At 54.3% G+C, this 17,388-nt stretch carries 20 protein-coding genes and 1 riboswitch; of the genes, 13 read left to right on the top strand and 7 right to left on the bottom strand.

Annotated elements, in window-relative coordinates; genetic code table 11:
- Positions 1-11: 11 nt before the first annotated feature.
- Positions 12-395 (bottom strand): hypothetical protein, encoded by a 384-nt coding sequence (locus ACXAIA_RS06360; protein WP_475348600.1) that lies wholly within the window; start codon positions 393-395, stop codon positions 12-14.
- Positions 396-501: 106 nt separating this feature from the next.
- Positions 502-969: a tetratricopeptide repeat protein gene (locus ACXAIA_RS06355; protein ID WP_475348599.1), complete on the bottom strand. Its 468-nt coding sequence runs from the start codon at positions 967-969 to the stop codon at positions 502-504.
- A 134-nt stretch (positions 970-1,103) separates the two neighbouring features.
- Between ACXAIA_RS06355 and ACXAIA_RS06350 the strand changes: the two genes are divergently transcribed.
- Positions 1,104-1,829 carry a DUF4126 domain-containing protein gene (locus tag ACXAIA_RS06350; protein ID WP_475348598.1) on the top strand — a complete coding sequence of 242 codons (726 nt, stop codon included), beginning with the start codon at positions 1,104-1,106 and terminating at the stop codon, positions 1,827-1,829.
- Between the two features lie 73 nt (positions 1,830-1,902).
- On the opposite strand, the gene thrS is transcribed toward ACXAIA_RS06350, so the two are convergent.
- Positions 1,903-3,840 (bottom strand): threonine--tRNA ligase, encoded by a 1,938-nt coding sequence (thrS, locus tag ACXAIA_RS06345; RefSeq protein WP_475348597.1) that lies wholly within the window; start codon positions 3,838-3,840, stop codon positions 1,903-1,905.
- A 353-nt stretch (positions 3,841-4,193) separates the two neighbouring features.
- Between thrS and ACXAIA_RS06340 the strand changes: the two genes are divergently transcribed.
- On the top strand, positions 4,194-5,381 hold the full coding sequence (locus tag ACXAIA_RS06340; RefSeq protein WP_475348596.1) for an MFS transporter: 1,188 nt from the start codon (positions 4,194-4,196) through the stop codon (positions 5,379-5,381).
- Between the two features lie 61 nt (positions 5,382-5,442).
- Here the strand turns inward: ACXAIA_RS06340 and ACXAIA_RS06335 are convergent, their stop codons facing one another.
- Positions 5,443-6,120 carry a DUF599 domain-containing protein gene (locus tag ACXAIA_RS06335; protein ID WP_475348595.1) on the bottom strand — a complete coding sequence of 226 codons (678 nt, stop codon included), beginning with the start codon at positions 6,118-6,120 and terminating at the stop codon, positions 5,443-5,445.
- 184 nt (positions 6,121-6,304) lie between these two features.
- Between ACXAIA_RS06335 and ACXAIA_RS06330 the strand changes: the two genes are divergently transcribed.
- From ACXAIA_RS06330 to ACXAIA_RS06320, 3 genes are all read left to right on the top strand, one after another.
- The gene (locus ACXAIA_RS06330) at positions 6,305-6,790 is read left to right on the top strand and encodes a hypothetical protein (protein ID WP_475348594.1); all 486 of its coding nucleotides are present in this window, start codon (positions 6,305-6,307) and stop codon (positions 6,788-6,790) included.
- 84 nt (positions 6,791-6,874) lie between these two features.
- Complete coding sequence (locus tag ACXAIA_RS06325; protein ID WP_475348593.1) at positions 6,875-7,669, top strand: peptidoglycan DD-metalloendopeptidase family protein; 795 nt, start codon at positions 6,875-6,877, stop codon at positions 7,667-7,669.
- Positions 7,670-8,020, top strand: coding sequence for a DUF1491 family protein (locus tag ACXAIA_RS06320; protein WP_475348592.1), 351 nt, complete (start codon positions 7,670-7,672; stop codon positions 8,018-8,020). It begins immediately after the preceding gene.
- An 83-nt stretch (positions 8,021-8,103) separates the two neighbouring features.
- On the opposite strand, the gene ACXAIA_RS06315 is transcribed toward ACXAIA_RS06320, so the two are convergent.
- Positions 8,104-8,424 (bottom strand): peptidylprolyl isomerase, encoded by a 321-nt coding sequence (locus ACXAIA_RS06315; protein WP_475348591.1) that lies wholly within the window; start codon positions 8,422-8,424, stop codon positions 8,104-8,106.
- Positions 8,425-8,618: 194 nt separating this feature from the next.
- Here ACXAIA_RS06315 and yaaA point away from each other — a divergent pair, with 194 nt between their 5' ends.
- Positions 8,619-9,395, top strand: coding sequence for a peroxide stress protein YaaA (gene yaaA / locus ACXAIA_RS06310; protein WP_475348590.1), 777 nt, complete (start codon positions 8,619-8,621; stop codon positions 9,393-9,395).
- A gap of 25 nt (positions 9,396-9,420) precedes the next feature.
- A complete protein-coding gene (locus tag ACXAIA_RS06305; protein ID WP_475346099.1) occupies positions 9,421-10,485 on the top strand; it encodes a glycosyl transferase family protein in 1,065 nt (354 codons plus the stop codon).
- 59 nt (positions 10,486-10,544) lie between these two features.
- On the opposite strand, the gene ACXAIA_RS06300 is transcribed toward ACXAIA_RS06305, so the two are convergent.
- Positions 10,545-11,087: a DUF924 family protein gene (locus ACXAIA_RS06300; RefSeq protein WP_475348589.1), complete on the bottom strand. Its 543-nt coding sequence runs from the start codon at positions 11,085-11,087 to the stop codon at positions 10,545-10,547.
- A 151-nt stretch (positions 11,088-11,238) separates the two neighbouring features.
- Positions 11,239-11,435, top strand: a riboswitch (cobalamin riboswitch).
- Between the two features lie 170 nt (positions 11,436-11,605).
- Here ACXAIA_RS06300 and ACXAIA_RS06295 point away from each other — a divergent pair.
- From ACXAIA_RS06295 to ACXAIA_RS06270, 6 genes are read left to right on the top strand one after another with little or no spacing between them, the layout of a single operon-like run.
- Positions 11,606-12,403 carry a DUF4198 domain-containing protein gene (locus ACXAIA_RS06295; protein WP_475348588.1) on the top strand — a complete coding sequence of 266 codons (798 nt, stop codon included), beginning with the start codon at positions 11,606-11,608 and terminating at the stop codon, positions 12,401-12,403.
- A 16-nt stretch (positions 12,404-12,419) separates the two neighbouring features.
- Positions 12,420-13,094 (top strand): cobalt transporter CbiM, encoded by a 675-nt coding sequence (gene cbiM, locus ACXAIA_RS06290; protein ID WP_475348587.1) that lies wholly within the window; start codon positions 12,420-12,422, stop codon positions 13,092-13,094.
- On the top strand, positions 13,087-13,686 hold the full coding sequence (locus tag ACXAIA_RS06285) for a cobalt ABC transporter permease (protein WP_475348586.1): 600 nt from the start codon (positions 13,087-13,089) through the stop codon (positions 13,684-13,686). The genes cbiM and ACXAIA_RS06285 overlap by 8 nt, the downstream gene beginning before the upstream one ends.
- A complete protein-coding gene (cbiQ, locus tag ACXAIA_RS06280) occupies positions 13,683-14,483 on the top strand; it encodes a cobalt ECF transporter T component CbiQ (protein WP_475348585.1) in 801 nt (266 codons plus the stop codon). The genes ACXAIA_RS06285 and cbiQ overlap by 4 nt, the downstream gene beginning before the upstream one ends.
- Positions 14,467-15,174 (top strand): energy-coupling factor ABC transporter ATP-binding protein, encoded by a 708-nt coding sequence (locus ACXAIA_RS06275; protein WP_475348584.1) that lies wholly within the window; start codon positions 14,467-14,469, stop codon positions 15,172-15,174. Before cbiQ ends, ACXAIA_RS06275 begins: the two co-directional genes overlap by 17 nt.
- 44 nt (positions 15,175-15,218) lie before the next feature.
- Entirely contained in the window at positions 15,219-16,634 is a 1,416-nt protein-coding gene (locus ACXAIA_RS06270; protein WP_475348583.1) for an MFS transporter, read from the top strand.
- Positions 16,635-16,668: 34 nt separating this feature from the next.
- Here ACXAIA_RS06270 and ACXAIA_RS06265 read toward each other — a convergent pair whose 3' ends face one another.
- Complete coding sequence (locus ACXAIA_RS06265) at positions 16,669-17,328, bottom strand: hypothetical protein (protein ID WP_475348582.1); 660 nt, start codon at positions 17,326-17,328, stop codon at positions 16,669-16,671.
- Between the last annotated feature and the right edge of the window lie 60 nt (positions 17,329-17,388).

Genomic DNA, 17,388 nt, shown 5'->3' with positions numbered 1-17,388 from the left:
GTGGCGATCAATTATCGCATCGCCAACGGGATCATGATCCCCACCAACAGGATCAAAACGGTTACCGCAATGACGATATTGATAATCCCCTTGGTGGCCTGTTTGGCGGTTTCACGCGTCATGCCGGGGCTTTTGCCAGGGCGTGCTGCAGAACCACTTGTCACACCCGCACTCTCGGGCGTCAGAATCTTGATGACCTGCTTTTTGTCCTTGCGGCTTGCCTGGTCGTACTTGTTTTCGACGATACGGACTTCAGAATTGCTTTTATTGGCAATTGCACTTTTTGCAGAACTCAGGGCAGCGCTGTAATCGGATACCGTTTCCAGCTCCATCTGCTGCCCTGTGGCCCGCAGGCAAACGACCGAATAGCTTTTGCTCATCACAGCGTTTGACATGTATCTTCCCGTTTGCGTAAGTCCAACCAAAGCAGACATATGGCCTTTCCGCCCACAAAAGGGAACCTATCCTGACGAATAGGTTTTCTGAGGTCCAATATGTCGACTAGTTGCTGATTTTACTGGCCAGCATTTTGTATTCGTCGCAACCCGTGCCGCAAACTTCTTGAAGGCGGGCCAGATTTTCCTCGGCCATCTCAGGCTTGCCTGTCTGCAGGAACAATTCACCCTGATATTCAAGGGCGCCAGCATGTTCCGGGTTGATCATCAGGGCGCGTTCATAGTTCTGCGCAGCACTGTCAAAATCGCCCATTTTGCGCTGACTGTACGCCAGATAATTATAAAGATCGGCGTTTTCAGAATCGTCTTCGAGCATGGTTTCGATCTTGTCGATCGCCATCTCGTACATTTCGGTATCGACAAGCTCGGTTACGGCCGAAAGATCCGTTCCCTCTGAACTCCAGCTATCGGAGCTTCCCATCGCAAAAGCGTTGCCTGCCAGAAGCGGGGAGGCAAGCATCATCACCACAGCACATGCCTTGATCATTTTTGGGGTTTCACCTTCACGGTTCATCGTCGTACCTTTCTTTGGATCTGGTTTGGCATTAATACGTGCGTTGGGACGCTTTGAAAGTGTGATTTATCACAACTGGAAGTTTTGCCCAGTCACTTGTTGGTGAGAATTGTGGCTTTGAAAGGGCGTTATTCGTGGGTGTGATTGAAACTCTTGCTTTGGGAATGGGTGGGGCCTGGGCCAGCGGTGTAAACCTGTATGGCACCGTCGTTGTTCTCGGTTTCATGAACAATTTCGGACTGCTGGATTTGCCACCAGAACTGCAGGTTCTGGGAAGCTGGTGGGTACTCGCCCTTGCGATGTTCCTTTATCTGATCGAATTCGTCGCCGATAAAATCCCGATCGTTGATAGCGTGTGGGACGCGATTCACACCTTTATCCGTATTCCGGCTGGGGCACTGCTTGCGGCCGGGGCCCTTGGCGGCCTTGATGTCGGGTTGGGGGATGGTGTTCAGACCGCGATTGCATTGCTGGTTGGCGGTACTGTTGCAGCCGGAAGCCATTTTACCAAGGCGGGAAGCCGTGCTGCGATCAACACATCACCTGAGCCAATCAGCAACAGCGTCGCGTCGGTCGCCGAGGATGTGGCTGTCTTTGGCGCCCTTTACACGGTTGCCTTCCATCCGGTGCTATTTTTTGTGCTGCTTGCTGTGTTCGTGCTGCTTCTGGTCTGGCTTGTGCCAAAAATCTGGCGCTTTATCGGTCAGGTGTTTGGCAATGCGCGCCACCCATCGGTTGCCTATGCACAGACCCGCGCACAGCAAGGCGGATCGGGGTCAGGGATGCCGAAACTGGACCTGTCCGGGGCTGGTGGCGGATCATTGCCGCCGTCAGATAAACCGAAACTTCCGCCGGAATAATTTGGCGTTTGGTTAAAAGAAAAGCCCGCAAGCATTTGACTTGCGGGCTTTATGTTTATTTATCTTGGCTTGATCAGAATTCGGCTTCGATCACGCGATCACGGATTTCTGCCGCCATCGCATCACCCAGCTCATCAATGCCAAAGGTCTTCTGGTGCTTGAAGCCAATGCGGCGTACCGAAGCGGTCTTTTCTTCGGCTTCGCGGTTGCCAAGTGCCAGGATCATTGGAACCTTGGCATGGCTGTGTTCACGGACCTTGTAGTTGATTTTCTCGTTACGGGTATCAAGCTCAACATTGAGGCCCTTGGCTTCAAGTGCTGCCTTGACTTCATGTGCATAGTCATCTGCGTCATTGGTGATCGTGCAGACAACCGCGTGCACCGGCGACAGCCAAAGCGGCAGACGACCAGCATAGTTTTCAATCAGAATACCGATGAAACGTTCGAGCGAGCCCAGGATCGCGCGATGTAGCATGACTGGACGGTGTTTTTCACCATCTTCGCCCATATAGGACGCATCGAGGCGTTCCGGCAGAACGAAATCGGCCTGAAGCGTGCCACACTGCCAGTCACGACCAATCGCGTCACGCAACACAAACTCAAGCTTCGGCCCATAAAACGCACCTTCGCCCGGGTTGACTTCAAGGGCGAGACCAGCTTCTTCGGCTGCTTCGCGAAGGGCAGTTTCTGCCTTGTCCCAGATCTCGTCAGAACCGGCACGCACTTCCGGGCGATCCGAGAACTTCACGAGAATGTCGGTAAAGCCGAAATCCTTGTAAACCGACTTCAGAAGGTCACAGAAGATCTTGGTTTCCGAGACAATCTGGTCTTCGGTGCAGAAGATATGGGCGTCATCCTGAATGAACTGGCGCACACGCATGATGCCATGCAAACCGCCTGACGGCTCATTTCTGTGACAGCAACCAAATTCCGCCATACGCAGCGGCAGATCACGATAGGATTTGCTGCCAAGACGGAAAATCTGCACGTGACACGGGCAGTTCATCGGCTTAAGCGCCAGAACACGTTCGGGATCATCTTCATCCGGGGTCGTGGTGAACATGTTCTCGCGGAACTTTTCCCAGTGACCGGATTTTTCCCAAAGCACGCGATCGACAAGCTGCGGCGTACGGACTTCCTGATAACCGGCGTCATCAAGACGATCACGGATATAGGTTTCAACCCGACGATACAGCTTCAGGCCCTTGTCATGCCAGAAGACAGAACCTTGGGCTTCTTCCTGCATGTGGAACAGGTCCATTTCACGGCCAAGGCGACGGTGATCGCGCTTTTCCGCTTCTTCGAGCATGTGTAGATAGGCATCCAGGTCTTCCTTGCTTTCCCAGCAGGTGCCATAGATACGCTGCAGCATTTCATTGTCGGAATTACCACGCCAATAGGCGCCGGCAACCTTCATCAGTTTGAAGGCTTTGCCGATTTTGCCGGTTGAGGGCGCATGCGGGCCACGGCACAGGTCGATGAAATCACCCTGGCGATAGCAGGTGATGGTTTCATCTTCCGGCAGGTCTTCAATGATCTCGGCTTTGTATTTTTCGCCTTTCTCAAGGAAGAATTTGATCGCCTCGTTACGGTCCCAGACTTCGCGTACGATCGGCTCATTGCGTTCAATGATCTTGTGCATCTGCTTTTCGATCTTGACCAGATCGTCTGGCGTGAACGGCGTTTCACGGGCGAAATCGTAATAGAAACCGTTTTCGATGGACGGGCCAATCGTGACCTGCGTATCGGGATAAAGTTCCTGCACGGCTTCGGCCATGACATGGGCGCAATCGTGACGGATCAGCGGCAGAACCTCCGCATGGCCCTTGGTCACGATTTCGATAGTCGCGTCAGTGTCAATCTCGCGCGCGAGGTCGCGCAATTCACCATTGACGATGATGGCAAAGGACTTCTTTGCCAGCGAAGAACTGATGCTTTTGGCGACATCGAAACCCGATACCGGGCCGTCAAATTCGCGCACGGCACCATCGGGAAGGGTCAGGGCAATCATGGTTGGCTCAACTCTGCTTTATCTGCGGGCATAATTCAGTAATGCACATATAGAACCCGCATGTTTACGCGGGGTAAATGCACAAGAAAAGGAATTTCAGGATGAGGTCAAGTTCGCTCTTTGAAAAAAGCGACTTTCGGGACAGCACGAACCGCGCTGCTGCCATTGCGGCAAGCAGTGATTTTAGCGGCATTCAACTTTTTGTCGGCAAAGCCGTGCATTGATACTATCCCGTAAGGTGAAGAGCCAATATAACAGGACAAACTTGTAGAGCAAGATAGAAGCCTTAAACTCTGGCCTGTTTTGCGAAAACATCATAACGGCGCCACCAACGCCACCGAAGGGAGCCCCAAATGTCGAGCCCGGAAGTCCGCCGGAACATCATGATTTTAAGTCTGTGCGTCGCGCTGTCTGCCAGTGCGATGTCACTGATTTTCACTGTCGCTGCGGTGATTGGTTTTTCGCTTGCCAGTGACAAGTCGCTTTCAACCTTGCCGGTCGCCTGCATGATGATTGCCATGATGGCGATGACGGCCCCGTCAGCCGTGATTATGGCCAAGAAGGGGCGTCGGTTCGGCTTCTGGATGGGCGCTGCCACTGCGATGATGGGGGCGGTGTCGGGAATGGGGGCTGTTTATTACGCCAATTTCTGGCTGCTTTGCATTGGATGTGCCTGCATCGGGGCTGGGAATGCCATTGCCATGCAGTATCGTTTTGCCGCGGCCGAAGCCGCACCGGCAGAATTCCGGGCACGTGCGATTTCCTACACGATGTTGGGTGGTCTGGCATCGGCCTTTATCGGGCCGAACCTGGCAAGCTTTGCACGTGACTGGTTTGATACGGTGCCATTCCTTGGAACCTTTGTGGCCCTGATCGGTTTGCAGTTCCTGTTGGTGATTGCCATTGGTCAGCTGCGTTTGCCCGATATGCGCGGACACAAGCATCCAGAACCAGCGCGCCCGCTTAAAACCGTGATGGGCCAGCCGGCTGTTATTGTTGCGATTATCGCTGGCGCATTTGGTTATGCGGTTATGAGCTTTGTGATGACGGCAACGCCGCTTGCGATCCTTGATTGCAATTATGCCTTCGGCGATGCGGCCTTTATCATTCAATGGCATGTTGTCGGCATGTATGCGCCGGGCTTCTTTACCGGTAATCTGATCAAACGGTTTGGGGCGCTTAAGGTCATTCAGGCCGGTGCGATCCTGAATTTTGTCTGTTTGGCTGTCGGTCTTGCCGGGCAAGACCTGATGGGCAATTTCTGGGTGTCGCTTGTGCTACTTGGCATTGGATGGAACTTCATGTTTGTCGGCGCGACCACGTTCCTGACGGAAAACTATCGTCCGTCCGAACAGGCCCGCGTTCAGGCCATCAACGAGTTCTGTGTATTTGGGACCGTGGCGATTGCATCGCTGTCTGCGGGTACGATCTATGCCGGATCCGGGTGGGTGACGCTGCTTTACAGTGCGGCGCTGCCGGTCGGTCTGGTGTTGCTGATCGTTGCGACATTTGCGATCCGTCGCCGGGCGCAGGCCGCTTGACGGCACCGCATATGAACAAGAAAAGGGCCGCAGACGCGGCCCTTTTTCGTTGGTGCTGCGCTCAGTGATGACCGCTCAGGATATCCAATGCGTGGGACCGGAATTCGCGGTTAAACAGCACCAGCGTCACCCAGGTCGCGCAGATGATGAAGGCAACCGGGTGGTAGAACCATGCCAATGCCGACAGGGCAAAGAAATAGGCACGAATACCGCGATTGAAGTTATGGGCTGACATCATGCTCATCCGCGATGCGCGCGCCGCCGCACGGGCGGCATCGGGCGCATCCGCCTCGGGGGCTGCGCCGATCAGGATGGAACAATAATTCGATAGCCGGAAGGCCCAGGTGAATTTGAAGAAAGCGTAGATAAAGATCACGATCAGCAACACCACCTTGCATTCCCAAACGCCGGGCGTGGTGACAGCGGCAAAGGGCAGGGCAGATACGGTTTCAATCGCCTTATCGGTATAGCCCAGCAAAGCCACCAGACCGATCAAGACAAGAATGGTGGTCGATGAAAAGAAGCTGATGCCCGTAATAAGGTTACTCGAAATCGATGTGTCGACCATACGGATGTCGCGCTTGAGCATCTGTTCCATCCAACGATGGCGGTTGCGCGCCATATGGGCGGAGATGGAATTACGTCGCCTTGAACTGGCATCGGCAAACAGAGTGTAGCCAACCCACCAGGCAAAGGCCCAGCAAAATGCGATGATGTCGAGAAGCGTAAAGGTGGGCATATCGGGTTCCATTCAAAGCCGGTCGATCAGATCAATTCTAATCCTAGTGATAATGCGTTATCGTTCGCAATATTGTTTGGCAGGCAATGTGATGGCTGCATAGCAGATGGCCATGTCACCAGTCCGGGTTGAGTTTTCCCGCAATCCAGAGTATCAGCAGCGCAAATTTTGATTGGAGAGCGACATGAGCGATCTTGAAAACGATCTTGGCGAAGATATCGACTTCGAAGAATTCGAAGCACATACCGAAAAGCTGCTGGCAGACGGTCGTACCAAGGATGACCTGTTTGAGTTCGTCGGTTTCATGAACATCAACGAAGTCGGCACGCATATGATCGCGGCCGAGATGGTCCTTGATGAAGATGCCATCGATCAGATGAGCGCAAATCTGCGCAAACTCGAAATCGACTTGGGCCCGCTTGGCGATCTGACCGGCGGCCTTAAAGGCGGTGAAGACGTCAAACGCGCACTCGGCGCACTGTTCCTTGAGCTGGTTGAGCTGTGTGAACTGGATGAAGATGACGAAGACGCAGGCGAGCTTTCCGAAGAATCGCTGCTGCTGCTCAACTTCATCAAACGCTTCAACCCGCAGATGCGCCGTCTGACGGTTGCACTGACCGACACCGATGATGATGACGTGTCCTGTGAATACGAAGTGACCAACTGGTAAGCCAAAGCTTGCCGATCACTTATATAATCATGTAGCTAAAGGCAGGGCATCGTCCCTGCCTTTTTCTGTTTCGGAGCCATCACCGTGACCGCTTTGCGATCGACTGCCGCAGCCCAACGCCTTCAAACCTATCAGGATCGCCTTGCACAAGGCCAGGAACCGATGCCAGAGGCCGCAAGCTTGCGCGCCTGGATCGAAGCGAACCGCGATGGTTTCCGCTCGGTCATGGAATGCGATCTCAAAAGCTGTGCGAAGATCGTCTATGATTTCTCATCAAACGGTGATGTCGTAATTGGCGGCGAGAGCGATCCGGCACGCCAGACCGAAATCATGTGGCAGCAATTGGCGGATGCCAGCGCGCCGGTTGGCATTGGCCGCTATCGTGAAGACCGGATCTGCTATCAGTCCGAACAGTTCAAAAACGATGGCGAAGCCCGCAGTCAGCATCTTGGTATTGATCTGTTTGCCCCGGCATATACCCCGGTATTCGCGCCACTTGATGGCGTTGTGCACAGCTTTGCCGACAACAACCTGCACCTTGATTATGGACCGACCATCATCTTGCAGCATGAACCGGCGGCGGGCATCAAATTCTATACGCTGTATGGCCATCTGAGTCGCGAATCCCTTGAAGGGCTCTATAAGGGCAAGGAAATTGAGGCGGGTGACCTGTTCTGCAGCTTTGGAGACTTCCCGATCAATGGCGACTGGATCCCGCATCTGCATTTCCAGATCATTTTCGATATGCTCGGCCGCGAAGGCGACTTCTTTGGCGCAGCCAAGCCGTCCGAATGGGATATCTGGGAAAGTATCTGTCCCAACCCGAACCTGATCCTGCAAATGCCAGAAAACGTCACCGCAACGCGGGAAGGGGTATAGATGCAGCCGCGCCTTAAAGCCGGGCTATGGGTGCGAGGACAGATCGCGATTTGTCAGGCGAACCTGATTACAGCCATGGTGGCCCACAAGGGTAACGAGGACGCCGGAGCGGTCCTTTTGAAGCTCAACCGGTTTGAAAACGGATGTTTCGTCTATTCTCGGGTCACGACGCTTGATGGCGATCTGGGCTGGATGCTGGTCGCTGGCAGCCCGGACGGGGGGCGAGAAACCGAATTTTCCTGTGATGAATACTGGCGCAAGCAGGTTGGGTTCGACCCGGACGTCTGGGTGCTCGAGATTGAAGATCACAAGGGACAGTACGCGCTTGATGCGCCGATTGTTGATTTCTGAAGGGCGCTACTGACACGACTGAAAAGAAAAAGGCTGGCAAACGAATGCCAGCCTTTTTTAGTGCATGACGCGTAAGCGGGTGCTTAGGCGGTACGCTGCAGCAGGTGGTAACCGAAATCGGTTTCAACAACGTCAGACGTCGCACCAACATCCATGCTGAATGCTGCGGCATCGAATTCCGGAACCATCATGCCACGGCCAAAGAAGCCAAGGTCGCCGCCCTGCTGGCCGGACGGGCAGTCAGAGTTGGCTTTGGCGAGTCCGGCAAAATCGGCACCGTTTGCAACCTGATCCTTGAGCGCGTTGATTTCGGTCAGGGCTTCGTCCTTGGTGCGGGTGGCGGTCGAACGGGCCGAACCGGCATACATCAGAAGAATGTGCGACGCGCGAACTTGTTCACTCATAATGGGTCCTTTCTTCCGTCAAAGCTTGCGCCAGACAGATTTTCTGCAAAATTAGAAGTTTATGGTTAACGCCAAGGGTCCAAGCCCATGCACAGCCGTATACTCCTGTACATGGGGTTGGGCCCTAGACATTGCCCATGCCTTGTGGCTTGTTACGACAAATCGAACCGAGATGAAAGAGAAGAGGCAGATTGATGCTTGCTGTTGTGTCCCCGGCCAAGAAGCTTGATTTCGAAACCGACGTTCCTGAAATGTCTGTTTCCCAACCTGCATTTCTGGATGACACCGAAGAACTTATTGATGTCGCGCGCAAAAAAAGCCGCAGCGATCTTATGAAGCTTATGGGGATCAGCGAAAACCTTGCCGATCTGAACTATCAGCGTTTTCAGCATTTTTCGCGCCCGTTTGACAAGACCAACGCAAAACCGGCGATCTTCGCGTTTCGTGGAGACACCTATGTCGGTCTTGATGCTGATACAATGAAGGCCAAAGACATTGATTGGGCCGAAGATCATTTCCGGATGCTGTCAGGCCTATATGGCCTGTTGAAGCCGCGTGATTTGATGCAGCCTTACCGTCTTGAAATGGGAACGCGCCTTGCCAATCCGCGTGGCAAGGACCTGTATGCGTTCTGGGATGACAAGATTTCAAAAGAAATCAATGAAATCACCAAGGGTCACAAGGATCGCAGCCTGATCAATCTGGCCTCGAACGAGTATTTCAAATCGATCAAGACCAAGGTGCTTGATGGCCCGGTTATTACCCCTGTTTTCAAAGAGGTAAAGGGTGGTGCGGCCAAGGTTGTCGGTTTCTCGGCCAAGCGTGCGCGTGGCATGATGGCGCGCTATATGATTGACAATCGGATCGAAGACCCGCAAGAGCTCAAGAAATTCAACGTGGATGGCTACAGCTATCAGGATGACCTCTCGACCGAGACAGAGTGGGTCTTTACGCGCGTCCACGACCAGTAACGACATAACTATCCGGTGAAGCCCTATGACCGACGAGCATCTTGAACAGCTCGAGGATGAGAATGCCTTACCAGAATCGCACCCGTTTTCGGGCTATCTGCGGACGTTTTACCGTGGGCCGGGCCGGTCACGCAGCCTGACCCGCGAGGAAGCATTTGACGCGTTCTCGATGATCCTGCGCGATGAGGTCGAACCGATCCAGCTTGGCGCGTTTCTTTTGATGCTGCGCTATCGGGCAGAAACGCCTGAAGAACTCGCTGGCATGATCGAGGCCGTCCGCAAGGCCGCCCGTCTTGAACCGGATGAAGAGGGCGAGGACGAAAATCTTGATCGTCCAGCACTCGATTGGCCGTCCTATGCGGCGGGTCGCACCCGTGGATTGCCGTGGTTTGTGCTTTCCGCGCTATTGCTGTCGCAGAACGGTGTGCCAATCCTGATGCATGGCTATAACTCGCATCTGGTCAATGGCATGGGCACAGAGGCCGCCATCAAGGCGCTGAAACTGCCGATTGCCATGTCTGCCGAAGAAGCCAGATCAGATATCGCATCCAAGGGATTTGCCTATCTGCCGCTGCGCCATATGCATCCGAAACTTCAAGAACTGATTGGTCTGCGTCCGTTGCTTGGTTTGCGCAGTCCGGTAAATACACTGCTTCGTTTGCTGAACCCGTTGCAGGCAAAATCGGCGTTTCTCGGCGTGTTTCATCCGGCGTTCCTCGATGTTCATCGGGAAACCGGAAAGCTTTTGGAACTGCCACGTATTGGTGTGATCAAGGGCGGCGGGGGCGAGGCCGAAAGAACCCCTTACAAGCATGTGGACCTGCGGATGCTTGATAATGGGGAACTCAATGATGTGCGCTGGCCAGCGATGCTGCCCAAAACCGCCAAGGACGGCGAAGAACAAAGCCCGATATCGCTCAAACATTTTCTCGGTGTGTGGCGCGGCGACGTTGAAGACACGCCCGCCGAAGCCAAGATCAAGGGCAGTGCGGCCATGGCAGCCTTCCTTGCAGGCAAGGCCGACTATATGGACGAGGCCGAAAATCTTGTTCAAGACTGGTGGGATAATCGCGACCGGGATGTTGGCTGATCGTTTGGGAGTTTGGCGAGCCGAATGAAAGGGACGGGAAACCGTCCCTTTTTTCATGCTTAGAAAGATGATCCGGGCTCCTTGAGAAACGCTGTTTCCTCTGGCGTTGAGGTGCGGCCAAGTATGTCGTTGCGATGCGGGTAGCGACCAAAACGATCAATGATCTTTTTATGCTTCAGCTCGAACTCGTAATTGCGCTCAAGACCCGGCTGAGAAAACAGATCGACAGCGACCTCGTGGATGATTTCGGATTCTGAATGCATATAGGGCATATACAAAAAGGCCTGCTCCTGCGGCGTCACCAATTTGCGATCATGCCCCAAGGCAACCGCTTCCTGGGCCAGTACCAATGCCATCGTATCGAACGCAAAGGATTGCGGCTGATCGCGATACATATTACGCGAAAACTGGTCCAGAACGATGATTTCGGCCAGACGCCCATGGGGTGTTGTGCGCCACGTAAACAGCTCCCCCGCACAAGCGGCGGCATGAAAATCGGAAAACCGTTCGGTGATGTGGCGGTCAAGGGATGTGTCCTTGATAAACCACTGTTTTTCTTCGAGTTCCTTGAACCAGAAAACAAGAACCGTTTCAGGTGTCATGATGTTTCCGCCCATCGTAATGCGGGCATTTGAAGCCCGTCGCCAAAGGTGGTGATGATCTTTGCCCGGCGCTCCAATGAGGTCAAGCCATCACCCAAAAGATTATGGCCCCACAACCGGGCAAAGAGTTGACAGCGATCCGTCGCACGTGGATTATGACAGTGTCTTTGGTGTTGATCTGAATGGATCAACTTAAAAGGGAACGTGGTGCGTCATGCGTGACAAGGCCACGGCTGCCCCCGCAACTGTAAGCGGTCCGAGCACTGCATATGCCACTGGGATATACCGGGAAGGCGTAGTGCTTTTCAAACCGCGAGCCAGGAGACCTGCCTTTGACTGCCGAGTGCCTGGCACTTGGTATCAAACTGTTGGACGCCGGGGTGAGCGTCAGGTTGCAGGGGTACACACGGTCTTGATAAGATCCGCAATCTTGCTTCCAGCCATCCTATCGTTCTTTGTCCTGACCCTGCGCGTGGGGCCTTTGTCCTGCGTGCATCGTTTGAGAAAGAGACGATTATATGTTGAAGACTCTTGGAAAGCTTGCAATCGCAAGCGCCTGTGTGCTGTCGGCTACCATGCCGGCCCAAGCACATTTTCAGTTGGCCTATACGCCAGAAGTAAACGTGACCAAGGCCGGGGATCAGCCGGTAAAGCTGATTTTCTGGCATCCGTTCGAAAACGGCCATGTCATGGATATGGTCGAGCCGCTGGAATTTTACGCGATCAATCGTGGTAAGAAAATTGATTTGAAATCAACGCTTTCGCCGATCACTTTCACAGGTTCAGCGAACTCGGCCGCGGCCTTTGATGGTGTGCTTTCCCTTCGCCGCAGCGGCGATTACGTGATGGTTGTCGTGCCAAGCCCGTATTACGAGGAAAGCGAAGACATTTACATCCAGCAGATCACGAAATCCTATGTGAACCGCAACGAAATTCCGACTGACTGGATGGAGCCACAAGGGCTCAAAACCGAAATTCTGCCGCTCAATCGTCCGACCAATATCGTCGCGGGCTCAACCTTCACCGGTCGTGTTCTAAGCGAAGGACAGCCGGTCGCGGGTAGCGAGATTGAGATCGAGTACATGGCCGCAGAACCCGATATGGCCAGCAACACACCACAGGGACCAACCGCATCGCCGATGCCAGGTGGTGCTGTGGTGGCAATTTCAGATGAAAACGGGTATTTCACCTTTGGTGTCCCCAAGGCAGGGTTTTGGGGATTTGCAGCACTTGGCAGCGGCCCTGAAAAAGAATTTCAGGGCAAAGAGCTTTCACAGGATGCAGTCCTGTGGGTTCGCGCCTATGATGTGAAATAGGCGAGGGACAAAACAGATGCATATTGTGGATGGTGCGCTGGCACCGGAAGTCTTGATTGGCGGGGGCGTTCTTGCAGTGGCCGGGCTTGGGCTGGGCTTGCGGAAACTGCCAATCGATAAAATTCCCGCAACCGGGGTTTTGTCGGCAACATTCTTTGTTGCTTCGCTTATTCATGTGCCGGTGGGACCATCCAGTGTGCATCTGATCATGAGCGGTCTGGCCGGGCTGGTGCTTGGCTGGACCGCCTTTCCTGCGCTGTTTGTGGGGCTTTTGCTGCAGGCGATCTTCTTTGGTTTTGGCGGTTTGACGGTTCTTGGCGTCAATACGGTCAATATCGCGTTTCCAGCCGTTCTGGCGGGGCTCTTGTTCCGCGGCATGGTGTCGCGCAGCAACCCCGTGACGGCCGCTATTCTGGGCGGCATTGCCGGGGCGTTTTCAATTGCGCTAACAACGCTTTGTGTGGCGGTGTCCCTTGCGCTTAGCGGGGATGGATTCGTCGCGGCGGCGAAGCTTGTCTTCTTTGCGCACATCCCGATCATGATTGTCGAAGGTTTGATCTCTGCGGCTTCGGTTTATCTGATTGCGAAGGTCAAACCGGCCTTGTTACAGCCCGCAGACCCGATAACCGATTTCCAATTGCAGGCGGCGGCACTTAACGCAAAGCAGGCGGGCGAGGCTTCCAATGGCTAAGGCTTTCATGGTCGCCCTCGCTTTGGGGGTAATGGTGCTTGGGACTGGACCGGTGCAGGCACACAAGGTCATTGCGTCGGTGTTTCCCAGTGGCGCAAACATTGAAGGCGAGATCGGTTTTTCAAGCGGGGATATGGCCGAAAACACGCTTGTCGAGGTTTTCGATCCTGAAGGCAACAAGATCGACGAAGTGACAACCGATGAAGATGGTTTCTTTGTCTATACGCCAAGCGGTGATGTTGATTTGCTGTTTCGCGCCGATCTTGGGGCAGGGCATGTGGCCGAAGCGCGTTTTGCCATAAGTGATTTGTCGACTGTCGAAGATGTCGAACAAGCGGTGTCCAATCAAACAGGTGCCGCATCAAGCGTAACTGCATCCAGCTCAAACGCTGCAATCACCCGAGAACAGGAAAAGATCATCGCGACCATTGTCCGGGATGAATTGCGTCCGCTGCGTCGTGAGATCACGGCCTATAAGGAAAAGAATGATCTTCAATCGATTCTGGGCGGGATTGGCTATATATTCGGTGCCTTCGGGATCATTTACTACATCGCAGCGCGACGGATACGAGCAAAAGCACCCAAAGCATGAGCCATCTTTTCGGGCATGACCAACCCTTGAACGTTCAGGCGGGTGGCGGCGGACATACGCCGTCATTCATCGGGATGTTTGACCCTCGGGTCAGGGTGGTCGCGGCGTGTGTGTTTGCGATCGTCGTAGTCGCCTTGCATCAAATCGAATTTGCGCTGGGGGCGTTGGCGGTTGCGGCCATCACGCTGAGCCTGACCGATTTGCCGCTGCGTGTGACATTAAAGCGCATGGCGGCCATGGATGGCTTCATCATTGTGATGCTGGTGATGCTGCCTTTCACAACACCGGGCACGCCGATGTTCACCGTCCTTGGTGCGCAAGCCAGTCAGGAAGGCTTGATGCATGCTATCCTGATCGGTATTCGGGCCAACGCGGTTGTCTTGATGATGTTAAGCCTGCTGTCGGGCATGACGCCGGTGGCGCTTGGGCATACGCTTTATCGTTTGAAATGCCCACCGGCACTTGTGCATCTGATGATGTTCACGGTGCGCTATATATCCGTTTTGCATGACGAATATCACCGTCTTCGCATGGCCATGAAACTGCGCGGGTTCAAGGCGCGCAACAATGCCCACACATACCGATCTTTTGGCTATTTGTTTGGCATGTTGGTGGTGCGTTCGCTGGAACGTGCCGAACGGGTGCTTGAAGCCATGAAATGTCGCGGGTTTAGCGGTCATTTTCCGATGATTGATGATATGGCCTTTCGGCGTCGCGATGGTTTGTTCGTTGTTTTCTTCCTGGCCCTGATTACCGCCTTAGTCCTTTTGGATCGAATTTATGTCTTCGCTTATTGAACTGAACGATATTTCTTATGGCTACCGGGCAGGGCAGAACGTGTTGGATCGTGTCAGTCTGACACTTGATCCTGGTGAACGTCTGTTTCTTGCCGGGCCAAACGGAGCAGGAAAAAGCACGCTGTTGCGGATCCTTGTTGGCCTGATCAAACCGCATGCGGGCGAAATTCGCGCCTTTGGCACCCCGCGCGTGACCGATGCCGAATTCCATGATTTGCGCTGCCGGGTTGGTTTCATCGTGCAAGACCCGGATGACCAGCTGTTTTGTCCGACCGTGATCGAAGACATCGCTTTCGGGCCGCTTAATCTTGGGGCCAGCCGCGAAGAAGCGCTTGCGATCGTTGACGAGGTCCTTGACCAGCTCCATCTCAAGCATCTGCGTGAACGGATTACGCACGAGCTTTCTGGTGGTGAGAAACGGCTGGTATCTGTGGCCGCCGTGCTCGCAATGAAACCTGATGTCTTGTTGCTCGATGAGCCAACCAACGCGCTTGACGAAGAAAACATGCGTCGGCTTGAGGAAATCCTGCTTGGCCTGCCGCAAGCCATGATTCTGGTGTCGCATGACCCGCATTTCCGGCGTAAGCTCGCCACACGGATCATTGAATTGCGCACGGGTAAAATGTTGCAGCTGCCCGAAAAGAAATGCACAGCTGGCGAGCGCGCCAAACAGGCAGAAGACGCATCCTGAGGACCTGAGCACAGTGTCTCGTGGGCGCGCATGAAAGGGCGGAGATGACATCAAGCATATCCCCGTTTGCCAAACCGGCCTTTCGCCATCTGTTCGCAGCCCAGATTACGTCTTTGATCGGGACGGGGCTGACGACGGTGGCGTTGTCGCTTTTGGCCTATGATCTTGCAGGCGATGATGCCGGTCGGGTGCTTGGCTCCATCCTTGTTCTGAAAATGGTGGCCTATCTTGTCATCGCCCCGATCGCGGGCGGCATGGCGCATTTGCTGCCACGTCGCATGTGGTTGGTTGGGCTGGATGTCCTGCGTGCAGTAATTGTGCTGTGTTTACCATTCGTTGATCAGGTCTGGCAGATTTTCGTGCTGGTGTTTGTGGTGAATGCTGCGTCTGCCGCCTTCACCCCGGTATTTCAGGCGATCATCCCCGAAGTGCTGCCAGACGAAAAGGTCTACACCAAGGGGCTTTCATATGCCCGACTGGCCTATGACGTGGAAAACCTTGCCAGTCCTGCATTGGCCGCAGCCCTGCTTGCAATTTGGTCGTTTGACAGCCTGTTTATGGCCAACAGCCTGACGTTCACGATCTCAGCCATGTTGATCATGACGGCCAGTGTGCCCAAGGCCGCCCCAACTGATCGGACCGGCGGGATCTATGCCAATACGATTTTCGGGATTGCGGCCTATTTGAAAACGCCACGATTGCGCGGGCTTCTGGCGGTGTATTTTGCTGTATCCTCGGTCGGGGCGATGATCATTGTGAATACGGTGGTGCTTACCCGTGGTGTGCTCGGGGGCAGTGAGCTGCTGACTACCAATTTCCTTGCCTGTGCAGGGGGCGGGTCCATGACGGCCGCCTTCATGATCCCACGTTTGATCGAACGGCTGGGCGAACGTCGCCTGATGCTGTCCGGCATTGTCGTCGCAGCAATGGCGATGCTGGTTGGTGGCGCATTGATGATTGCAGGACATGCGTCGGTAATCACGTTTGCTGTTCTTTGGGGGATTGCTGGCGCCGGAACAACCTTTGCGCAAACACCGGGCGGTCGGTTGGTTCAGCGTTCGGCGGGCGACGGGGACCGATCAGCGTTCTTTGCCGCCAATTTCGCCCTGTCCCATGGGGGCTGGCTGTTTGCCTATGGCATTGTTGGCTGGCTGGGCAGTCTGGCTGATCTGTCTGTGGCTTTTCTGGCCTCGGGCGGGCTTGCGCTTTGCGCGATCTTTGCTGCGATGGTTTTGTGGCCAAGGGAAGACCGGCTGGAAATCAGCCACAGCCATCCCGGGTTCTGGCATGAACATCCGCATGACCATAACGACCCGCATCACGTCCATGTGCATGACACCGAAGGGCGCGACGAAAAACACCGGCATCGCCATTACCATCCGCCGGTGACCCACAAGCATCGTTTCGTGATCGACAGCCATCATACAAAATGGCCAATGGAAAGCGGTGATCGGGTTTAGGGGACACTTGAACTGCACAGAAAGTGAGGAATGCTCACTTTCGTGTTTGGCGGCGCGCCATCACCCAGGCAGACACACCGAAAATCCCGATAATTACGCCGATGCCGCCAAGAATATCGGACATGCGGACATCATTGCGATAGGCATTGACCTCTTCGCGTAGCGGACCGATTTGACGCGCCACCGCGTGATTGATCAGGGTGCTGAGCTCGTCATGCGACAGGGCACTCAACCCGGAGGCAACTGATTGTGAGGATCCCTCATTTTTTGCTTTTGATGGGTTGCCTGAAACGGCTTTGGCCTCATCAGGTGCCGTGGTCACATTCTCAACGACGATGGCGGCATTGGCCGAGGCAACCGGCAGGTGTTCGGCGAACTCATCAGCATAAAGATCAAAAGTCGCGACATGGCCGTCACCGGTATTGGTAAAGACGGTGTAGTCACCACGATGGCTGACCGTAAACGCGAAGCTACCGTCGTGATGGGCCGTTGTGGTGAACAGAACCTTTTCGGCGGTGTTGCGCAATTCGATCTGTGCCTGCTGCGCGCGCGTGCCGCCGGTGAAATAGACATATCCTTCGATGGTGTCGCCGTTGCTCATCGCAAACACATTCAGGTTATGCGCCTGTGCGGCACTGATCGGTACGATCAATGCGAACAGGATCATCAAGGTCAGGCGTCGAAGGAATGTCATGTTCAGGGCCATGTGAAAATTGGGATTGGTAAAATGAAAGCGGGCAGGTGATGCGCACCT

The organism is Thalassospira sp. ABL2_045 (assembly GCF_056161285.1).
The sequence above is the reverse complement of the archived record's forward strand: the minus strand, read 5'-3'. Positions and strand labels throughout refer to the sequence as shown.